This is a genomic window from Spirochaeta thermophila DSM 6578 (genome assembly GCF_000184345.1).
GTDB classification, from domain to species: Bacteria; Spirochaetota; Spirochaetia; order Winmispirales; family Winmispiraceae; genus Winmispira; species Winmispira thermophila.
The window spans coordinates 208,297-227,420 of sequence record NC_017583.1; the positions used below are offsets into that span (position 1 = coordinate 208,297).

Consider the following 19,124-nt stretch of genomic DNA (forward strand, 5'->3'; position numbering starts at 1 on the left):
AGGATAAGGACGATCTTCGATCGTCCCCCTCGCGACTCCAAACTTTGTGCAAGGAGGGAACTTGCTATGAAGAGAGGATTACTGCTCCTTCTTGCAATGGCGCTGGTGGTAGGGTATGCCTTTGCTGACAGTCAGGTGGACTACTCTATAAGCGGAAGCGCCACTGCAACCATAGGGTACGATCTCGATGGTAAGACGTTCGGAATCAAGAACGAGACCAGTGCTGATCTTACCATCACCTTTGTTGAGGGAAGCGAGGAAAAGGGCGGTGAAGGCACCGTGTACGGCTGGATCTCCCTCTCCGGCTTCTCGGCAAAGGCTGGGAACAACATCGTAGAAGAGGACGTGGTGTTCTACGATGCCGATGATAATGATGTTACCGACAGCGTGAAAAATAATCTTGGTGTGGATTCCATCAAGGCTAAGAGCGACTTTGTGATCACGCCTCCCAGCATCACCGCCAAGCTCATGATGGGGCCTGCCTACCTCCTCATTACCACTAAGGGTGCTGACATCGATAAGGCTTCCCTTGATCCTGACTTTATCAAGGAAGAAGCATTCGGTGGCAACGATGTGGCAGCCTCCAGCTTCGAAGATAATGATTACAACAACCTCACCCTTGGCGTGGACACCGATGTGGTGGATGCGTCGGTGACGCTCGGTACTGAGGACGACTGGAATGGCGACTCTGAGAATGCTGGGTTGGTTGCTGGTGAAGTCTCTGTAAGTGTGGCTGGTGCGACGCTTGGTGTTAACGTGAGTGGTCTGTTTGGTAACAACGGTGGAAGCATCGGCGAAGATGCTGACAATCCCCTTGCTGTTGGTGTGAATGCCTCTTATGCCGCTTCTGTGGGCGAGGGGCTCTCCATTACTCCCTCTGTGGCGTATGATCTTGTGAAGAAGGGAGATGCGCTTGCCCACGATATCCTTGGTGGTCTGAGCGTGGGGTACAATGGGCTCAGCACTAGTGTGAATGTGCTTTACGTAATTCCTGCTGAGAACCAGTACAAGCTCCTTGTGAAGGGTTCCGTCTCTGATGGCGGTATGATCCCTGTGGTAGATGTGAGCCTCAATGGTGAGTATGGAATGATGGATACCGATACGGAAGCCTCTGCGTTCGCTCTGAAAGCTGATCTCAGTGCTGGGCTTGGGGTTGCGAAGCCCTTCGTTGGTGTGATCTATGAGCAGACCCTTACCGAGGGCGTAAGTGGTGATGACCAGTCTGACTTCATGATGCAGGTAGGAACTGACATCACTGCGGTGCAGAACACCACCTTCACCCTCAAGTATGCCTCGGGCGACCTCACTCACGAGGAGTCTGCGGCTGATTACACTGCTGACGTGTTTGCTAACGATTCTGGTGCTCGCCTCGGTGAGATCACCTTCGCTATCAAGATCAGCTACTAATTCCAGTAGCAGATAATGTGTGAGCGCCCTGCAGGAGCAGGGCGCTCTTCTTTTATGTACCCACCAGAGTACAAAATTCAGTGGAAGCGCTTGTTTCTTCCAAAAGAATCTTGACAGGGTAGTAAAAGTGTGATACCGTATGCGGTGCGTTTCTATAAAAAGAAACGCACGATCCCTTGAGAAGGAGCGCGCTGTGGAGCGATCAGATGTCCGGGTGCGGATGCTTCCCTCGGAGCGGTTCACGCCGTTCAGCCTCGCGAGAAAGCTCGATGCCAGGGTGTTGCTGGAGTCGGCCTCGCTCCAGCAGGGGAGGGGGCGGTACTCCCTGCTTCTCGTGGACGAGGCCTTCAGGGTCTCTCAGACCAGGGAGGGCGTCTTCCTCTCTCGGGGGGGAAAGACCTTCCGGATAAAGCATCCGGGGCGCGACATCCTCGACGTGCTCTTCTACTTCGCTCAGCAACACGCGCCACTCGACGGCGGGCTGCCGTTCCCCGCGGGGGGCGTGGGTTTCCTCTCCTACGAGTTCTGTACCTTCTGCGATACGATCCGTCTCGAGCAGAAGCCCGATCCGCTCGGTCTTCCCCTGGGGAGTTTCCTCTTCGGCCACGTGTGGGTGGTGATGGACCACTACACCGACAGGATGTACCTGGTGGGGATGAACTACCGGGAGGCCGAGGTGGACCTCGAGCGGGCCCTCGATGCGGTAGAGAGGAAGCTGGAGAATTTGGACTTTTCCTTCATGGAGGCTCCTGAGGAGGGGCGGTATCCGGTGGAGGACCTTTCAGGTGATCAGAGTTGGTTCCTCGATGCGGTGAACGTGATAAAGGACCACATCGTGAGGGGCAACCTCCTCCAGGCCGTACCCTCCAGGCGGAAGGCCCTCAAGACCGAGCTTCCCGCCTTCGAGGCCTACCGGGTGCTCAGGTCGGTGAACCCTTCCCCCTATCTCTTTTTCCTCGACTTCGGCACGTTCCAGCTTTTCGGTTCCTCTCCTGAGGTGCACGTGAAGGTGAAGGGCGGGGAGGCGATCATCAGGCCCATCGCGGGGACGAGGAGGAGGGGACGAGATCAGGAGGAAGACACGGCCCTCGAGGCCGAGCTCCTCTCCGACGAGAAGGAGCGGGCTGAGCACCTCATGCTCGTGGATCTCGCGCGGAACGACCTCGGGAGGGTCTGCGAGCCTGCGAGCGTACACGTCGCCGACCTCATGATGGTGGAGCGGTATTCCCACGTGATGCACATCGTCTCCGAGGTGCGGGGAAGGCTTAGGGAAGGAAAGACCGGGATCGATGCCCTCAGGGCGAGCTTCCCTGCGGGTACGGTGACCGGGGCTCCCAAGATCAAGGCCGGAGAGGTGGTGAGCGGGCTCGAGCCGGTGGCGAGGGGCTTCTACGCCGGGGTGGTGGGGTATCTCGAGCCGGACGGGAGCCTCGATACGTGCATCACCATTCGGAGCGGACTCAAGAAGGGCGATATGCTCTTCCTACAGGCGGGGGCGGGGGTGGTGTACGACTCGCGGCCCGAGCGTGAGTTCGAAGAGACCGAGGAGAAGCTCGCCGCCCTCATGCATGCCATAGGACTGGAGGATGCCAATGTACCTTCTCATCGATAACTACGATTCGTTCACCTACAACATCTACCAGTACCTCTGTGAGCTCGCCGAAGAGCCGGTGAGGGTGGTTCGAAACGACGAGATCACGGTGGAAGAGGTGGAGGCCTTGCACCCCAGGGGGATCATCATCTCCCCCGGACCGGGACGGCCCGAGGATGCGGGGATCTCGCTCGAGGTGATACGCCGGTTCGCCGGCAAGGTACCCATCCTGGGGGTGTGTCTGGGGCACCAGTGCATCGGACAGGCCTTCGGTGCGCGCATCGTGCAGGCGAAGCGTATCATGCACGGCAAGACCGATACCGTGCACCTGGACGGTAAGGGGATCTTCCGGATGCTCCCCAGGACGCTCACCTGCGTCCGCTATCACTCCCTGGTGATCGACGAGGAGAGCCTTCCGCCCGAGTTCGAGGTCACGGCACGTAGTTCGGACGGTGAGATCATGGGGGTCCGTCACAGGGAGTGGGTCCTCGAAGGGGTGCAGTTCCATCCCGAGTCGATCGCCACCGAGGAGGGAAAGCGTATGCTCGCCAATTTCCTCTCCTACAAGCGCGAGCCGTTCGACTATCGCGGGTTTCTCAGCAGGCTCCTCGAGGGTGAGGACGCCTCCCGCGAGGAGGCCGAGGAGTTCATGGACGAGCTCACGAGCGGGAACCTCACACCTGCGCAGATCGCAGGGGCCCTCGTGGCGCTCAATGCCAAGGGGTTTGCCCCCCAGGAGGTGGCAGGGTGTGCAGCGGTGCTAAAGCGTAAGGCAGTGCCGTTTCCGGCAGAGGGGGCGTTTCTCGACACGTGTGGGACAGGGGGTGACGGCCTCGGCACCTTTAACATTTCGTCCTGTGCGGCCCTGGTTGCGGCTGCGTGTGGGGTTCCGGTGGCCAAGCACGGCAACCGGGCGGTGAGCTCGAAGAGCGGGAGCGCGGACTTCTATGCGGCGCTGGGGATTCCAGTGGACCTTCCGCCTGATGTAGCGGCACGGATGCTCGAGCAGGAGGGCTTTGTCTTTCTCTTTGCTCCCCGGTACCATGGAGCCATGAAGTACGCAGCAGGGCCGAGACGGGAGCTGGGTATCAAGACTATCATGAACTTCGTGGGGCCGCTCTCCAACCCGGCGGGTGCGGTCTACCAGTTGGTGGGCGTCTTCTCGCGCGACTACCTCTCACTCATGGCCGAGGCAGCCCTGCAGTTGGGGGTGAGGCGGGTGATGGCGGTGCATGGGGAAGACGGGCAGGATGAGGTGTCGGTGACCGGCCGCACGTTCTACGTATACCTGGATGCGGAGGGGAGGAGGGAGGAGGGAGTCTTCGAGCCGGAGGACCTGGGGGTGGGGCGCTACCCGCTCGAGGAGGTGCTCGGTGGGACGCCTGAGGAGAACGTGGAGGAGGCGCGACGGGTTTTCGCCGGTGAGGGCAGGCCTGCGCTCCGGGATGCGGTGGCGGCGAACGCCGGGGTGGCCCTCTACGTGGCAGGAGCGGTGAGTAGCCCGTCAGAAGGGGTGGGGACGGCGCTCGATGTGCTCTCCTCTGGGAAGGTGGGGGAGTTGGTGGAACGGCTCGTCTCCCATGGGAAGGAGCGGGTATGAGGAGCGGGGTCTCGGGGGATATCCTGGATACGATCGTGGAGGCGAGGCGGAGACGGGTGGCGGAGGAGGGGCCTGCACAGGGGATGCGGCTTCCCGCGCGGAGGGATGTGCCGCTGGTGCCCTTCGCCCAGGATCCGTGTCTCATCGCGGAATTCAAGCGGAGATCTCCCTCACGTGGTGCCATCGCTGAGGAGGCGGACCCGGTGGAGCAGGTAGGCGCCTACGTGTCGCAGGGGGTACGGGCGGTGTCGGTGCTCACCGAGGAGGGGTATTTCGGTGGGTCCCTCGGTGATCTCGTCCGCATCAAAGAGCGTTTTCCCCGTGTGGCGGTGCTCCGGAAGGATTTCCTCCTCTCCGAGGAGGATGTGGAGGTGTCCTGGCGTGCAGGGGCCGACGCGGTGCTCCTCATCGCCCGGGTGCTCCCCGAGGATGTGCTGGGCCGAATGCTTCGGAGGGCAGAGGAGTTGGGGCTTTCGGCTCTTGTGGAGGTACACACGCCTGAAGATGTGGAGAAGGTGAGGCGGTTCGAGCCTCTCCTGGTGGGGATCAATGCGAGGGATCTGGCTACCTTCCGGGTGGATCTCCTCCACCCGGTGAGGATGCGACGGCTCATCGACTGGGATGCGCGCGTGGTCTTCGAGTCGGGGCTCTGGACGAGGACGCATGGATATGTGGCGGGGAGTGGCGGGGCGTGGGGGGTGCTGGTGGGTGAGGCGGTGATGCGGGAGCGGGGGAGGGTGCGGGCGATCATGGAGGGACTCGCCGCCGGGAAGCGGGACTGGGTGAGGGGGAGGAGGTTCTGGAGCGGGCTTGCGGCCGGGAGGACGCTCGTGAAGGTGTGTGGTCTTGCCCGGGAGGAGGACGTGGAGCTCGCGGATAGGTCGGGGGCCGATATTCTTGGCTTCATCCTCGCCCCCTCTCCCCGGCAGGTGGATCGCTCGTTCCTCGAGCGGATGGGGCCGGTGCGGGCGAGGAGGGTGGGGGTGGTGGTCGGAGAGCAGGGGGGTGGGCTGGAGGAGGCGGTGCGTTTGGTGGAGGAAGGTCTCCTGGACGGGATCCAGTGCCACGGTGAGGAGGATCCGGAGGTGCTGGGATCGCTGTGTGTGCCGTGGTACAAGGCGGTGCGGGTGAAGGAGCGGGGGGATCTGGAGGGGGTGGAGCGGTACGGTGCGGTGCGGGTGCTGCTGGATGCGAGGGTCGAGGGGGCGTACGGGGGGACGGGGATGCGGGTGCCGGAGGGGGTGGTGGAGGCGGCGGGGGAGAGGGGGCCTGTGTGGCTGGCGGGGGGGCTGGGGCCGGGGAGTGTGGGGGAGGTGGTGCGGCGCTTCAGGCCCGAGCTGGTGGATGCATCCTCAGGGCTCGAGGCGGCGCCGGGAGTAAAGGATAGGGGCAGGCTCGAACGATTCTTCAGGGAGATCCGAGATGCAGAAGGTGTATAACGACTTTTTCGGGACCTTCGGGGGGCGGTACGTGGCCGAGGTGCTCAGGCGCCCGCTCGACGAACTGGAGCAGGCCTTTCTGGAGGCCATGGCCGATCCCGCCTTCCATGTAGAGCTCGCCGAGGCCCGGCGCCACTTCGTGGGACGTCCCACCCCTCTCCTGTACGCAGAGAATGCCACCAGGGCGCTGGGAGGAAGCAGGATCTACATAAAGCTCGAGGGTCTCGCCAACACAGGGGCTCACAAGATCAACAATGCCCTCGGCCAGGCCCTCCTTGCCAAGCGGATGGGCAAGCGGAGGATCATCGCCGAGACAGGGGCAGGGCAGCATGGGGTGGCGACGGCGAGCGTGTGCGCACGGCTTGGCCTCGAGTGCACGGTCTACATGGGAGAGGTGGACATGGCGCGACAGCGGCCCAATGTCTACCTGATGGAGCTCTTCGGTGCGAAGGTGGTCCCGGTGTGCAGTGGCTCTCGCACCCTCAAGGATGCGGTGAACGAGGCCCTGCGTGACTGGGCCGCCTCCTGGGAGGATACCCACTACCTGCTCGGTTCGGCTCTGGGGCCGAGCCCCTTCCCCGACATGGTGCGGGAGTTCCAGTCGGTGGTCGGGAGGGAACTCGTGGAGCAGATGAGGGAACAGGTGGGTGAGGAGGTGGTGGCCCTGGTGGCATGTGTGGGGGGAGGGTCGAACGCCATCGGATTCTTCGCCCCGTTCATCGAGGCCGACCGGCCGAAGCTCGTGGGTGTGGAGGCCGGGGGGAGGGGGAACGGTCCAGGAGAGCATGCCGCCCGTATGAGTGGGGCAGGGGTGGAGGGAGTGGTCCACGGCTACAAGAGCCTCTTCCTCCTCGACGAGGACGGGCAGGTGCTCCCCACCCACTCGATCTCGGCCGGACTCGACTATCCGGGGATAGGGCCTCAGCTCGCCCATCTGGGGAGGACCGGCAGGATCTCCTTCACCACGGCCTCGGACGAGGAGGCGCTCGAGGCCTTGAAGTTCTTCGCCCGCCATGAAGGTCTGGTCTTTGCCCTCGAGAGCGCCCACGCAGGAGCCGTGGCCATGAAGATGGCGCGGGAGGGCTCCCCGGAGAAGGCCATCATAGTGAACATGTCTGGCAGGGGCGATAAAGACATCTTCATCACCGCCAAGGCCCTCGATGGTGAGAAGTGGCGGGAATTCCTGCTGAGAGAGGCTTCCTCATGAGTGCACGCATCATGGCCCATATGGTCTCGTTCTTCCCGGACGAGGCGCGTTCCCGGGAGGTGGCACAGGCCCTCGTGGAAGGAGGTGCGTGGGCGCTCGAGATACAGTTCCCTTTCTCGGATCCCACGGCCGACGGTCCTGCGATTCAGGAGGCATGCACGCGGGCTTTGGAGGCGGGCTTCACCGTGGAGAAGGGGTTCCGGTTCCTCGAATGGCTGAAGGGACGGTGGCCCGATCTGCCGGTCTTCCTCATGTGTTATGGGAGTATCCCGGTGCGAAAGGGGGTGGATCCCTTCGTGGAACGGTGTGCAGAGCTCGGACTCGAGGGGCTCATCGTTCCCGACCTTCCTCCTGACTACGACGAAGGCCTCTACGAGGCCGGAGCCCGCCATGGGATTCCGGTCGTGCCGGTGGTGATTCCGCAGATTCGAGGTGAGCGACTCTCCCGTATCCTCTCCCTTTCCCCCGCCTATGTGTATGCGGCCCTCAGGAAGGGGATCACCGGGTATCACACCGAGATCGGGGAGGAGAACCTTTCCCTGCTCGACACGCTCGAGGCCGCAGGGACGAGAACGCTCGCCGGGTTCGGCATCGATTCACCCGAGCAGGTAGCCCTCCTCGCACCACACGTCCACGCGGTGGTGGTGGGATCGGCCTTCGTCCGAGTGATCGCCTCATGCAGCGGGAGCCCCGCGGCTCCCCTCAAGGCGAAGATAGGGGAGCTTCTCTCTTCGAAGGAGGCTAACCGCCGAGAGTAGACGGTATATAAAAGTTTTGTGATATTTTCCTTGACAACAATAGAGGTAGGAGGGCGTCATGTCGCTTCATGTGAAGGCAGCCGACTTTGAAAAGGAAGTCTTGAAGGCCGATATCCCTGTACTCGTGGACTTCTGGGCCGAATGGTGCATGCCGTGCCGGATGGTCTCGCCCATCCTCGACGAGCTCGCCGAGGAATATGCCGGGAAACTCAAGGTGGTGAAGGTGAACGTGGACGAGGAACCGGACCTCGCGAGCAGGTTCGGCATCGTGAGTATCCCCACCATCCTTCTCTTCAAGAATGGGCAGGTGGCAGCCCAGCAGATAGGGGCCGCTCCCCGGCAGGTCTTCGAGCAGATGATCCAGCCCCATCTCGGCTAGGGTGTGTAGACCTCGTCCGAGTTGGGTTCGCCGAACGTGGCCCCTCCCGTGGGTACGATGTGCCAGTCCTCCTTGGTGTCGGTGTCTTGAGGAACAGAGGCCCTGCAGATGGACCGCGTGGCAGTGGAGGGGTCCGGATCGATGCAGTCACCGGGGGTGAGGGGAGAGGAGTCCCCCTTCCAGCCGCCGAGCCCCTCCACCTCCCTCACCCGATCGAGCACCTTTTTCTGGGCAAAGCCTTCGTACTTCTCGGACGTCCCGGTGCTGTAGACCACCGCATCGAGGAGGCGGCCCCCCGGTCGTGTGTAGAGGGTGAGCACCCCGTTGTTGCCGGAAAGCCCTTTCCCGTCGGGAAGCCAGAAGTCCCAGGCGGAAGGGTGACTGTCCTTTCCGCCGGAAGCCGCGGGGTCGGTCGTTTCGTCAATCTCTTCGGGGATACCTTCTGGCTTGGTGTGGAGGATCACGAAGCTCCCCGCAGGAAGGTCGAGAGGGGGGAAGACGAACATCTGATCCCAGTCCGTGTCCGTGCCCTCGTAGAAGACGAGGCCGCCTATGTTCCCCTCGGTGGCCAGGTAGAGTTCCACGCAATCGGGGTGCGAGGAGCTCCCCTGTGTGGTGAACTCGTTGATGAGCACCTCGGGGAGCCTTTCGTTGTACCCGTAGACCACGAGGAAGAAGGTGAGGGAGTTGCCGACCCTGTCCCTCACTCTCCCCTCGAGGGGGAGAGCTTCCCCCGGTGAGGAGGGTGGGGAGATGGTGAGCCGCAGGTCCTCACCTCCCACGGTGAGGGAGGTGAGCGTTCTCCCTTGTGGAAGGAAGAAGTCATCCGGTGAGGCGTTCACCTCTTCCGTGAAGGAGATGAGGATCTCCTCTTCGGAGACCGCCTCCCATGAGACGAGTTCCGGAGGTGCGAGGTCGAAGGCATCTTCTATCCCCTCCTCGAGGCACGCACTCGATATCACGCAAGAGATGACGACAAGGAGTATTTGCACTTCTCTCATCATAGGGCTATACTGGATATTCGGTGAACCCGCTTCAAGAAAGGAGCATGCATGGCAGCAAACCCCCTCGTGGAGAAGTACGGGCAACTGTTTCCCGCGGGCAGGATCATCTTCAAGGAAGGAGATCCCGGCGATAAGATGTACATCATCCAGGAAGGCAAGGTGCGGATCTCGAAGCAAGTGGGAGGGAAGGACCATACGCTCGCGATACTCGAGAAAGGGGACTTTTTCGGAGAGATGGCCCTGGTGATGAGATCGCCTCGCACCGCCACGGCCACGGCAGTCACCGATGTGCTCGCCCTGGGCTTCACCCGCGAGGGGTTTCAGAGCATGGTGGAGAAGAACGCGCGTATCGCCCTCGCCATCATCGACAAGCTCTGCCGCAGGCTCAATCAGACCAACCTCCAGCTCCAGTATCTGGTCCGCCGCAACCTCAAGAACCTCATCCTCCTGGATCTCTACTTCGTCTTCAAGGGGACGCAGGGGCTCGTCCGGACCGTCCCCTACAACCAGACCGTGCACGAGATCGCCCTCAACAAGGAGGTGGATGCGGCTGAGGTGGAGCGCGCGATACAGGATCTCATCGGGCGGGGGATCCTGGAGCGATCGGGGAACGATCTCGTGCTCATGGACATGGACGGCCTCAAGGCCATGGTCGACGGGGCCGAAAGATAACGTGGGAAATTGAAGAGAGCGTTCCCATGTGGTATGTTGATGTATAGAACTTCGTGAAGGGGGCCCTTCCATGTGTGGAATCATCGGCTATTGTGGTCCAAAGCCCACCGCTCGGGTCCTGCTCGAGGGGCTCAAGCGACTCGAGTATCGGGGCTATGACTCCGCGGGGATCGCCACCGTGCGGGACGGCGCGCTCACGGTGATCAAACGGGCGGGCAAGATCAAGGACCTCGAGGGGATCGTCCCACAGGATCTCGACGGCGAGTATGGGATAGGGCATACGAGGTGGGCCACGCACGGGGGGGTCACCGACACCAATGCCCATCCGCATGTTTCCCAAAACGGAAAGATCGCCGTGGTCCACAACGGGATCATCGAGAACTTCCAGTCGCTCAAGGAGACCCTGGAGGAGCGAGGATATCGGTTCGTATCCGAGACCGATTCCGAGGTGCTCGCCCACCTCATCGAGGATTTCTATGAGGGATCGCTCGAAGAGGCGGTGAAACGCGCCCTCTCCCTGGTGAAGGGTACGTACGGTCTCCTGTGTGTGCACGCGGACGAGCCTCAGGTGATCGTCGGTGCGCGGAACGGCTCCCCTCTCGTGTTGGGAGTGGGGGAACACGAGATGTTCCTCGCCTCCGATGTCTCCGCCCTCCTGGGGCATACCCGACAGGTGGTCTACCTGGAAGACAACGAGGTGGTGAGGGTCACCCCTGAGGAGTTCCTGACCACGGACCTGAGGAACACCGTCATCGACAAGAAGGTGGAACTCATCACGTGGGAGCTGGAGGAGATAGAGAAGGGCCCCTACCAGCACTACATGCTCAAGGAGATCTTCGAACAGCCTGAGTCGATCAAGCGGGCCATGCAGGGGAGGATCGACGAGGAGTATGCCACCGCCCACCTGGGAGGGCTCAACATGACCAGTCGCGAGCTCCTCGAGGTGGAGCAGGTGGTGATCATCGGTGCAGGCACCTCCTACTATGCGGGTATGCTCGGGGCGTATGTGATCGAGCAGCTCGCGAGGATCCCTGCGGTGGCGGAGCTCTCTTCCGAGATCCGCTATCGGAACCCGGTGGTGAGGAAGAACACCCTCTACTTCGCGGTCTCGCAGTCGGGTGAGACGGCCGACACCCTCTACGCCCTTCGAGAGCTCAAGCGGAAGGGGGCCCGCGTCCTCGGGATCTGCAACGTGGTGGGCTCCTCCATCCCCAGGGAATCCGACGGCGGGGTGTACATCCACTCGGGGCCGGAGATCGCGGTGGCCTCCACCAAGGCCTTCACCTCGCAGGTGACGGCCTTCTACCTCTTCGCGCTCCTCATGGCGAGGATGCGCCATCTCTCCTACGAGGAGGGCCTCCTGTTCATACGGGCTCTCCGCGAGGTTCCGGAAAGACTGCGGGAGGTGCTCGAGAAGGCTCCGGAGATCAAGGCCCTTGCCCGGAAGTACGCATGGGTGAAGAACTTCCTCTTCCTCGGAAGAGGTCTCAACTATCCGGTGGCCCTCGAGGGGGCGCTCAAGCTCAAGGAGGTCTCGTACATCCACGCCGAGGGCTACAGTGCGGCGGAGATCAAGCATGGACCCATCGCGCTCATCAATCCCGAGACGCCGAGCGTGTTCCTCGTGCCCCATGATGAGCTACGTGAGAAGGTCCTGAGCAACATGAAGGAGGTCAAGTCACGAGGGGGGAAGGTGGTCGCCCTGTGCACCGAGGGAGATCCGGATGTGAGGGAGATCGCCGATGATGTGATCGAGATTCCGGCGGTCTACCGGTACATGTATCCCTACCTCATGGTGGTTCCTCTCCAGCTCTTCGCCTACTACATGGCCCTCGAACTGGGACGCGATGTGGATCAGCCGCGGAACCTCGCGAAGAGCGTCACGGTGGAATGACGGGATAAACCACCTCCCCATGGGTGCCGATCCTGTATAGTGGGATGAAAGGCAGTGGTGTCCTGGCGTGTCTCCTCCTCTCCGTCGGCGCGCTCGGAGGACTCGATCTCTCTCTTTCACCGGACGACCTTCTCGTCGAACAGGCCCTAGAGGGGGGGTATCATCTCTGGATCAGGAAGAAACCGGACATTGCCTCGGTCCTGCTCACGGAGTCCACGGAGGACCCAGCGAGAAAGGTGGCATCCTACGCCTTCCGCACCACGGAGTACAATCCCGTGAACGGGGACGAGCGGCGGATCCTCGACGGTGAGTTCCTCGATACCTCGAGGGGCTACCACCTGGTGGATTCAACCCCGGAATCCCACCCTGTCTTTGGCGAGGCTTTTCACATCTTTATCCCGTACGTGGTGATCTACGGCTATCCATGGTCGCGTTCGGGTGAGCTCCTCGTGGTGGACGGGACCTACCTCAATGTGCGCACCTTCGAGAAGCCCTATGCCGACTACACCGGGGCCTTCCAGGACAATCCTTTCATCCTCAGGGTGATACAGAAGCCGTTCGAGGGCCCCCCTGAGGAGAACTACATGCCCGCCGCCGTGGAGAGTTTCACGAGGCTCGCCGAGGAGAGCCGGACTCCCCTCCTCTATTCCACGGGACAGGAGGATGTGCTCAAGAGAATAGAGGAGGTGCTCTCGGAGAGGGAGGGGGACACCCTCGACCTGGTGGTCGTGCTCGATACCACACAGAGCATGGAAGACGATATTCCCTACGTGAAGCGGGAGCTCGGGCCGCTCGTCCGACGTGTGTGTGCCCCCTACCGGAGCGTGAGGATAGGTGTGGTGCTCTACAAGGATTACATGGAGGAATATCTCAACAAGGTGATACCGTTCGAGAGCGATATGGGGGAGTTCCAGCGCCTCGTCCAGGGCATAAGGGTCTCAGGCGGGCGGGATCTCCCCGAGGCGGTCCATGAGGCCTTGTATGCGGCCCTCGTCCGATTCGACTGGCAGGCCGAGGACAGGAAGATCATACTGGTGGGAGACGCACCTCCTCATCCGAGGCCTCGTGGGGCGGTCACCGAGGAGATGGTACGCCGGGAGGCGGAGAGGAAGAAGGTGCGGATCTACCCCGTACTCCTCCCCCAGTAGGTCAGGAACCCTGTGCCTCCTGTTCGGCTTCCTTCTCCTGGATCCAGGAGAGGTGTTTCTCGGAGAGGACCTTGATCCAGAGGGGAAGCGAGGTTCCCTCCTGCGTGTCATAGTAGGACAGGATGGTGAGGAAGAGTTCCTTCGCTTCTCCGTAGAGCCCCTGTTTGTAGTAGATGTGGGCAATCTCGTACTCCGCGGCGGCCCGTCCCTCGAGATCGTCGGGATAGCGTTCGAGGACCGTCTGATAGTAGAGGAGCGCCGTCTGTTCGTCCCCCCGATCGACGGCCTCCTGTGCCCGCTGGAAGAGCTCTTCCCGGGAAAGACCCTCGGGGATCTCGGGCGGGGTGCTCTTGCATGCACCTGTCGAGAGGATCGTGATCACAAGGACGCCGACCAGAAACGCTGTACGCCGCATCGCATGCCTCCACCTGATGGTTAGGATGAAATCTCGTAGGGGTCGTCCTGCACGGGAAGGGTCTTCTTGAGTTCCCTGAGAAACTCCTCCTCGTCTCCCATCGGTTCATAGGCCTCACATTCCGTCATCACCCTTCTCATGACGGTGGAGAGGCGGTAGAGCTTCTCGGCACCCATCTTCTTCCTCCATTTGCCCGCAGCACAACGTACCCTGAGCAGGTACCCCCCTCCGGTTGGTTCTGCAGACACCTTGCAGTGAATGCAGTTTGCACAGTAGATCTTCTTCTTTTTCTCTCTGGATGAGAGAGTGGAACCCGACTTTCCCATCCTCCCCCCTTGGCACCGGTATACTACTATCATCGTGGTTTACCGGTCAATAGTTTAGATATATCTCTTTTACATGTAACGAGCTTCTGATATACTACGCTTCATGATAGCGACGTTCGTGAACATGGTGACGGTGATCGTGGGATCCCTGCTGGGGCTTCTGTTCCATGCGAGGATCTCGGAGGACTTCAAAAAGGTGGTCTACCAGGGGGTGGGGATCTTCACCCTGGTGATCGGGTTGAGCATGGCCCTCGAGAGCCAGCGGGTGCTCTGGATGGCCCTTTCCCTCGTCGCGGGAGGGATCCTCGGCACGTGGTGGGACATAGAGGGAGGGATCTACCGCTTCGGGGAGTTCCTCAAGCGCAGGGTAGCGCGGGCGGAGGGTGAGAGTACCTTCGCCTCGGGGTTCCTCGACGCCTCCATCCTGTTCTGCGTGGGGGCTATGACCCTGGTGGGGGCCTTCAAGGCCGGGACCGAGGGGGATTACACCCTCCTCCTCACCAAGTCGGTGATGGACGGCTTCATGGCCATCCTCCTCACCGCGGCCCTGGGGATGGGGGTGGCCTTCTCCGCCCTCACCATACTGGTGTATCAGGGGGGGCTCACCCTGCTCTCGGGGTTCCTCCAGCCTCTCGTCACGGAGACGATCCTCAATGAGGTGACAGGGGTGGGAGGGGCCATGGTGATAATGATAGGGCTCAACCTCCTGGGAGTGACCAGGATCAAGACCGGGAACTTCTTTCCCGCCCTCATACTGGTGGTCCCCCTCTGTTTCGTCCCCTGGTTTTGATGGGTCTCAGAGGAGGAGGGTCGGTCCTCTCTATCCTATGGACTCTTCGTGTTCGTCCACGATGGGGATGATGACGGGTCGCTCGTGTACCGTGGGAAGGTTCCCTATGCGGTCCGCCGCCTCCTGAACACGGGCTTCTCCCACCGTGTGGGTGATGATCACGATGGGCACGTGGTTCGTGCCCCTGCCCTCGGGGACTTCCTTCTGGAGCACGGAGGAGATGCTGATGTCGTGCTCTCCCAGGATACCGGTGATCCGGGCGAGGACACCGGGACGGTCTTCCACCATGATGCGGAGATAGAACCGCGAGATGGTGGCCTCGAGAGGGAGGTATGTCGGAGGAGTCCCCCTGTCGGGCCAGAGGGGGAGGGCCTGGAACAGCCGGGGATAGGTGCCCGTCACCAGGGCCACGATGTCGGCCACGATGGCGGAGGCGGTGGGACGGGAGCCGGCGCCCCTCCCGTAGTACATGGTGTGGCCTGTCGCATGGCCGTAGACGCTCACGGCGTTGAACGAGCCGGAGACCCACGCGAGGGGGTGTTCGGTGGAGATGAAGGAGGGTCTCACCACCAGAGAGAGACCACCTTCCTCCCGTCTCGCCACGGCGAGGAGCTTCATCACGTACCCGAGCTCTCGACCGTAGGTGATGTCGAGGAGCTCGAGCCTGTGGATACCCTGCACGGGGACGGCGTCGAGATCGACTCTGCAACCGAAGGCGAGCGATGCCATGATGGTGAGTTTGTGTGCGGAGTCCATGCCCGAGACGTCGAGGGTGGGGTCTGCCTCTGCAAAACCCTGTTCCTGCGCCTCTTTCAAGGCCGCTTCATAGGGTATCCCCTCTCCTATCATGCGGGTGAGAATGTAGTTGCAGGTGCCGTTCACGATGCCGTAGAGGGCGTCGATGCGGTTGGCGATGAGGCCGTCGTAGAGGGCGCGGATGATCGGGATCCCTCCTCCACAGCTTGCCTCGAAGGCGACGGCCACTCCATGCTCCCTCGCGAGGCGCAGGAGGTCGGGGCCGTGGTGCGCGAGGAGGGCCTTGTTCGCGGTGACCACGTGTTTGCCCGCCTTGAGGGCCTCCTCGGTGATGGTCTTCGCTACACCGGTGCCGCCCACGAGCTCCACGACGATCTCCACCTCGGGGTCTGCGAGGGCCTTCCGGTAGTCGTCGCAGAAGAGGCGCTCGTCGAGGCCCAGGGCGCGCGCCCGGGAGAAGTCCCTGTCCACGACATAGGCGAGATGGAGGTGTCGACCGGTCCTCTGTGCGAGAAGATCCGCATCCTTCGTGAGGAGGGCGGCCACGCCGCTCCCCACCGTGCCGCAACCTATGAGGGCGATCTTGTGTCGGTCCATAGCTGCTCCTTGGTGCCGGTATGGTACGGGCAACCTCGTGGAGGTGTCAATATCGGCGGTGGCCGCATGACCGGGTTGCATGGTAGAGTAGGGGCATGAAGCGTGCGGTCTATCCTGTATCGGCGTTGAAGAGGAGACTCCCGGAGGCGGAGATCTGGGAGGAGCCTTCCCTCCCTTCCGAGGGTGCGCTCCGAAGGGGGGTGGTCCCCCCGCTCCTCTGGGCCCCTGACGGGCTCGTGTGGAGCGGGGCCCTCTGCGATCGTCTCCGGGAGGCGGGGTGGAAGGAGATCCCCGTGGTACTGCTCGAGGGGGAGGAGGCACGTCCCCTCAACCGGATCACGGCCGCCTTGGAGTGCGAGAACAGGGCAGGGGCCTACACCTGGGAGGAACAGGCGCGTATCTACGAGCTCTGCAGGACCTACGGCCTCCTCGAGGAGGCGGAGCGGATCGTCCCTCTCGTGGTTCCGGGCAAGCGCGATTTCTCCCACGTGGAGCGTTACCTGTCCCTTCCTGCGTCGTTCAGGGAGATGGTCCGTGAGGGCAAGGTGGATCTCAAGACGGCCTGGGAGGTGAGGGATCTCCCGGATCCGGTGGGAGGGCTCGTTTCCTACTATCCCCACAGGATGACCTTCTCGGAAAGGAGACAGATCCTCGTGATGCTGGCCGAGATCGTCCGGCGGGAGGGGCTCGACGAGCGTGCGGCGATGCACCGCGCGGGGGAACTGCTCGCGTCGCCCAAACCCCTCGAAGCGGTGTGGAGGGCCCGTTTCCCGCGTCTCGCCGGCATGGAGGATTCCTTCGCTGCGTCGAGGCGAAGGCTCCTCGACGGTACCGGGGTGGCACTGGAGGCGCCCCCGGGGTTCGAGGGGCATTCCCTGAGGGTGAGTTTCCGGTTCTCCTCCCGTACGGAGTTTGGGCGGAGGATGAAGGCGCTCTCGAAACTCGAGGAGCATCTGGATGAGTTCCTTTCGTTCCTTGGCTGAGATCGCTCACGTCTACGTAGAGCGGGACGCGCTCTCCCTCCCTGCAGTTGAGCGGGCGAGGGAGTCCCTCGCAGGGGCCTCGTGGCACGTGGTGGAAGGGAAGGAGGAGATGCCTCCCGAAGACCTCAACAGCAGGACGCTCTTCCTCACCCGGCCGAAGGGGAGGATCGTCGGGCGGTGTCCCGGGTCACGAGGGCACGTGTGCTGCAACTACCTCACGGTGGACCTCTACGTGGGATGCCCGCTCGGCTGTTCCTACTGTGTGATGAAGGGATATCTCAACTTCTCCCCGCTGGTGGTGCACGTGGATCCTCGACCCGCCGTGGAGGAGCTGGTGCGACTCGCGGAGACCCATCCCGACCGGCCGATACGGGTGGGCACGGGGGAGGTGGGGGATTCGCTGTTCCTCGACCCTGTCTTCAGACTCTCGGAGGAGTTCATCCGGGCCCTCGCCCCTTATCCCCACGTGAGCTTCGAGGTGAAGACCAAGACCGCCTCGGTGGATCACCTGCTCGGGGTGGCTCCCAAGGGCCGGGCCGTGGTGGGGTTCTCCCTCAATCCTCCCCGGGTGGTGGCGGAAGAGGAAGGGGCCGCCGCTCCGCTGGAGGAGCGTCTCGAGGCGGCGAAGAAGGTCCTTGATGCCGGGTTCCGCCTCTCCTTGCATTTCGATCCCATCTTTCGTTTCCCCGGATGGGAGGATGCCTATGCCCGGGTGGTGGGGGCCCTCGCTCCGTTCCCGGCCGACGGAATCGCCTGGGTGAGTCTGGGGACCATCCGATACCTGCCGGCCCTGAAGGAGAGGATGTCGGGGCGCCCCTATCTCTACGACGAGTTCGTCCTCTCCCGGGACGGCAAGTTCAGGTATCTTCAGGCGATGAGGGTGGAGGTGTACCGATACATGAAGGATCTCATCACCGGTATCTGGCCCGGGACCCCCGTGTACCTGTGCATGGAGAGCGCCGCGGTCTGGTATCGCGTATTCGGTACCCTTCCCCGGAAAATTCCCGAGCTTTGGGCTATATTTGAAAGGGTAGCGCTCTCGGGAGAAAGGAGGAAGCGATGAAACGTATGGTGCTCGTGTCCCTGTTCGTATGTGCGGGCCTGTATGCCACGGGCCCCGAGATGGGTATGGTGAGCTATGTGGAAGGCGAGGTGGTGCTCCTCAGAGAGGACAGGGAGCTCCTCCCGGTGGACTTCGGGATGGAGGTGCGTGAGTACGACCTCATAAGGACGGGACGGGACGGGTACGTGGTGGTGGACTTCCTGGAGGAGGGGGGCATCTCCGGTTCGGTGGAGATACGGCCGGGAAGCGTGTTCCAGGTGGTGCGCGAGGAAGAGGAGAAGACCACGACCATGGAACTCTTCGCCGGTCAGGTCTTCCTGAAGGTGAAGCGGCTCGCGGGCACCGACGAGGTGGTGGTGCGTACCGAGGGTGCGGCGATGGGGGTGCGGGGGACGGAGTTCGAGGTGATCACCTCCGCGGGAGGTGATCTCCTGGTGATCTGTACCGAAGGGAGGGTGGCGTGCCGGGCTGGGGAGGGAGAGACCGCCTTCGCCGAGCCGGGCAAGGCCGTGGAACGCCGGGTGGGGGAGCGGCTGAGAACCGTGCTCTTCCGGCTCGCCGAGGCCGAGGACCTCAAGCGGAACTGGCTCACCGAGCGGATGGAGGCCTTCAGGGCCAACGCACCCCGTGTCTTTTCGCTCTATGCCCGCCTCTATCGGGAGAGAAAGCGAGCCTTTGATGAGGCCTACGGGGATCTCCTCAGGAGGCAGGAGGTGGTGAACGAGTGGATACGGCGCTACAAGCAGGGGAGGCTTTCTGAAGGGGGACCCGAGGCCTTACGGGAACGCAAAGAGCTTGCGGGGGTCATGCTCCGATTGAGGAAGGAACTGTTCCTCTTCTCACGGGTCTACTACAGGTTGATCGAACTGGTCTCGTACTACCACGAAGGAGTGGGGCACGGGAGGCTCGATACCGGAGAGGAGATAGGGAGCTTCGTCGCACAGGTGGAGAAAGAGGCGAGGGAGCTGGCCTCGAGGCTCCAGTACGTGCGGTTCGTCATGTTCCTCTTCGAACAGCGGGGACGTTCACTGCTGGGCGAGTCGCTTCTCTTCGAGGACTGATGAGGGGTACACCCGTGAAGAAAGGGGCTGCCAT

The 19,124-nt window shown here is 62.2% G+C and carries 18 protein-coding genes; 14 read left to right on the forward strand and 4 right to left on the reverse strand.

Going from position 1 to position 19,124, the window contains the following annotated elements:
- The first annotated feature begins 66 nt into the window (after positions 1 to 66).
- The 7 genes from SPITH_RS00825 (at position 67) to trxA (ending at position 8,381) form a co-directional block, all read left to right on the forward strand.
- A complete protein-coding gene (locus tag SPITH_RS00825) occupies positions 67 to 1,407 on the forward strand; it encodes a hypothetical protein (protein WP_014623855.1) in 1,341 nt (446 codons plus the stop codon).
- A gap of 193 nt (positions 1,408 to 1,600) precedes the next feature.
- Positions 1,601 to 3,019: a chorismate-binding protein gene (locus tag SPITH_RS00830; protein ID WP_014623856.1), complete on the forward strand. Its 1,419-nt coding sequence runs from the start codon at positions 1,601 to 1,603 to the stop codon at positions 3,017 to 3,019.
- A complete protein-coding gene (locus tag SPITH_RS00835; protein WP_014623857.1) occupies positions 3,000 to 4,598 on the forward strand; it encodes a bifunctional anthranilate synthase component II/anthranilate phosphoribosyltransferase in 1,599 nt (532 codons plus the stop codon). Before SPITH_RS00830 ends, SPITH_RS00835 begins: the two co-directional genes overlap by 20 nt.
- Entirely contained in the window at positions 4,595 to 6,037 is a 1,443-nt protein-coding gene (trpF, locus tag SPITH_RS00840) for a bifunctional indole-3-glycerol phosphate synthase/phosphoribosylanthranilate isomerase (protein ID WP_014623858.1), read from the forward strand. Before SPITH_RS00835 ends, trpF begins: the two co-directional genes overlap by 4 nt.
- Positions 6,021 to 7,244 (forward strand): tryptophan synthase subunit beta, encoded by a 1,224-nt coding sequence (gene trpB, locus SPITH_RS00845; RefSeq protein WP_014623859.1) that lies wholly within the window; start codon positions 6,021 to 6,023, stop codon positions 7,242 to 7,244. Before trpF ends, trpB begins: the two co-directional genes overlap by 17 nt.
- A complete protein-coding gene (gene trpA / locus SPITH_RS00850; protein WP_014623860.1) occupies positions 7,241 to 8,002 on the forward strand; it encodes a tryptophan synthase subunit alpha in 762 nt (253 codons plus the stop codon). Before trpB ends, trpA begins: the two co-directional genes overlap by 4 nt.
- 58 nt (positions 8,003 to 8,060) lie before the next feature.
- The gene (gene trxA / locus SPITH_RS00855; RefSeq protein WP_014623861.1) at positions 8,061 to 8,381 is read left to right on the forward strand and encodes a thioredoxin; all 321 of its coding nucleotides are present in this window, start codon (positions 8,061 to 8,063) and stop codon (positions 8,379 to 8,381) included.
- Here the strand turns inward: trxA and SPITH_RS00860 are convergent.
- Complete coding sequence (locus SPITH_RS00860; protein ID WP_041624111.1) at positions 8,378 to 9,382, reverse strand: lipoprotein TP_1001-related protein; 1,005 nt, start codon at positions 9,380 to 9,382, stop codon at positions 8,378 to 8,380. The genes trxA and SPITH_RS00860 overlap by 4 nt on opposite strands.
- Before the next feature lie 51 nt (positions 9,383 to 9,433).
- Here SPITH_RS00860 and SPITH_RS00865 point away from each other — a divergent pair, with 51 nt between their 5' ends.
- The 3 genes from SPITH_RS00865 (at position 9,434) to SPITH_RS00875 (ending at position 13,099) form a co-directional block, all read left to right on the forward strand.
- Positions 9,434 to 10,057 carry a Crp/Fnr family transcriptional regulator gene (locus tag SPITH_RS00865; protein ID WP_014623863.1) on the forward strand — a complete coding sequence of 208 codons (624 nt, stop codon included), beginning with the start codon at positions 9,434 to 9,436 and terminating at the stop codon, positions 10,055 to 10,057.
- 70 nt (positions 10,058 to 10,127) lie between these two features.
- Positions 10,128 to 11,951: a glutamine--fructose-6-phosphate transaminase (isomerizing) gene (gene glmS / locus SPITH_RS00870; RefSeq protein ID WP_014623864.1), complete on the forward strand. Its 1,824-nt coding sequence runs from the start codon at positions 10,128 to 10,130 to the stop codon at positions 11,949 to 11,951.
- Positions 11,952 to 11,995: 44 nt separating this feature from the next.
- Positions 11,996 to 13,099 (forward strand): vWA domain-containing protein, encoded by a 1,104-nt coding sequence (locus tag SPITH_RS00875; RefSeq protein ID WP_014623865.1) that lies wholly within the window; start codon positions 11,996 to 11,998, stop codon positions 13,097 to 13,099.
- Between the two features lies 1 nt (position 13,100).
- On the opposite strand, the gene SPITH_RS00880 is transcribed toward SPITH_RS00875, so the two are convergent.
- Positions 13,101 to 13,514: an outer membrane protein assembly factor BamD gene (locus SPITH_RS00880; protein WP_014623866.1), complete on the reverse strand. Its 414-nt coding sequence runs from the start codon at positions 13,512 to 13,514 to the stop codon at positions 13,101 to 13,103.
- 20 nt (positions 13,515 to 13,534) lie between these two features.
- Positions 13,535 to 13,690, reverse strand: coding sequence for a hypothetical protein (locus tag SPITH_RS12330; RefSeq protein ID WP_237223315.1), 156 nt, complete (start codon positions 13,688 to 13,690; stop codon positions 13,535 to 13,537).
- 253 nt (positions 13,691 to 13,943) lie between these two features.
- Here SPITH_RS12330 and SPITH_RS00890 point away from each other — a divergent pair, with 253 nt between their 5' ends.
- The gene (locus SPITH_RS00890) at positions 13,944 to 14,630 is read left to right on the forward strand and encodes a DUF554 domain-containing protein (RefSeq protein WP_014623867.1); all 687 of its coding nucleotides are present in this window, start codon (positions 13,944 to 13,946) and stop codon (positions 14,628 to 14,630) included.
- A 30-nt stretch (positions 14,631 to 14,660) separates the two neighbouring features.
- Here the strand turns inward: SPITH_RS00890 and SPITH_RS00895 are convergent, their stop codons facing one another.
- Positions 14,661 to 15,983: a homoserine dehydrogenase gene (locus tag SPITH_RS00895; protein ID WP_014623868.1), complete on the reverse strand. Its 1,323-nt coding sequence runs from the start codon at positions 15,981 to 15,983 to the stop codon at positions 14,661 to 14,663.
- A 95-nt stretch (positions 15,984 to 16,078) separates the two neighbouring features.
- On the opposite strand from SPITH_RS00895, the gene SPITH_RS00900 reads away from it, so the two are divergent.
- Genes SPITH_RS00900 through SPITH_RS00910 form a run of 3 tightly spaced genes read left to right on the forward strand, consistent with a single transcriptional unit; the run spans position 16,079 to position 19,090 of the window.
- Positions 16,079 to 16,966: a hypothetical protein gene (locus SPITH_RS00900; protein ID WP_014623869.1), complete on the forward strand. Its 888-nt coding sequence runs from the start codon at positions 16,079 to 16,081 to the stop codon at positions 16,964 to 16,966.
- Positions 16,941 to 18,029 (forward strand): SPL family radical SAM protein, encoded by a 1,089-nt coding sequence (locus tag SPITH_RS00905; protein WP_014623870.1) that lies wholly within the window; start codon positions 16,941 to 16,943, stop codon positions 18,027 to 18,029. The genes SPITH_RS00900 and SPITH_RS00905 overlap by 26 nt, the downstream gene beginning before the upstream one ends.
- A complete protein-coding gene (locus tag SPITH_RS00910; protein ID WP_014623871.1) occupies positions 18,026 to 19,090 on the forward strand; it encodes a FecR family protein in 1,065 nt (354 codons plus the stop codon). Before SPITH_RS00905 ends, SPITH_RS00910 begins: the two co-directional genes overlap by 4 nt.
- Positions 19,091 to 19,124: the final 34 nt, after the last annotated feature.

Coding starts and splice junctions, on each gene's coding strand:
- SPITH_RS00910 (WP_014623871.1), top strand. CDS start 18,026: ATGAAACGTATGGTGCTCGTGTCCCTGTTCGTATGTGCGGGCCTGTAT.
- SPITH_RS00860 (WP_041624111.1), bottom strand. CDS start 9,382: ATGAGAGAAGTGCAAATACTCCTTGTCGTCATCTCTTGCGTGATATCG.
- glmS (WP_014623864.1), top strand. CDS start 10,128: ATGTGTGGAATCATCGGCTATTGTGGTCCAAAGCCCACCGCTCGGGTC.
- SPITH_RS00880 (WP_014623866.1), bottom strand. CDS start 13,514: ATGCGGCGTACAGCGTTTCTGGTCGGCGTCCTTGTGATCACGATCCTC.
- SPITH_RS00895 (WP_014623868.1), bottom strand. CDS start 15,983: ATGGACCGACACAAGATCGCCCTCATAGGTTGCGGCACGGTGGGGAGC.
- SPITH_RS00905 (WP_014623870.1), top strand. CDS start 16,941: ATGAGTTCCTTTCGTTCCTTGGCTGAGATCGCTCACGTCTACGTAGAG.
- trpF (WP_014623858.1), top strand. CDS start 4,595: ATGAGGAGCGGGGTCTCGGGGGATATCCTGGATACGATCGTGGAGGCG.
- SPITH_RS00890 (WP_014623867.1), top strand. CDS start 13,944: ATGATAGCGACGTTCGTGAACATGGTGACGGTGATCGTGGGATCCCTG.
- SPITH_RS00825 (WP_014623855.1), top strand. CDS start 67: ATGAAGAGAGGATTACTGCTCCTTCTTGCAATGGCGCTGGTGGTAGGG.
- trxA (WP_014623861.1), top strand. CDS start 8,061: ATGTCGCTTCATGTGAAGGCAGCCGACTTTGAAAAGGAAGTCTTGAAG.
- SPITH_RS00900 (WP_014623869.1), top strand. CDS start 16,079: ATGAAGCGTGCGGTCTATCCTGTATCGGCGTTGAAGAGGAGACTCCCG.
- SPITH_RS00835 (WP_014623857.1), top strand. CDS start 3,000: ATGTACCTTCTCATCGATAACTACGATTCGTTCACCTACAACATCTAC.
- trpA (WP_014623860.1), top strand. CDS start 7,241: ATGAGTGCACGCATCATGGCCCATATGGTCTCGTTCTTCCCGGACGAG.
- SPITH_RS12330 (WP_237223315.1), bottom strand. CDS start 13,690: ATGGGTGCCGAGAAGCTCTACCGCCTCTCCACCGTCATGAGAAGGGTG.
- SPITH_RS00865 (WP_014623863.1), top strand. CDS start 9,434: ATGGCAGCAAACCCCCTCGTGGAGAAGTACGGGCAACTGTTTCCCGCG.
- SPITH_RS00875 (WP_014623865.1), top strand. CDS start 11,996: ATGAAAGGCAGTGGTGTCCTGGCGTGTCTCCTCCTCTCCGTCGGCGCG.
- trpB (WP_014623859.1), top strand. CDS start 6,021: ATGCAGAAGGTGTATAACGACTTTTTCGGGACCTTCGGGGGGCGGTAC.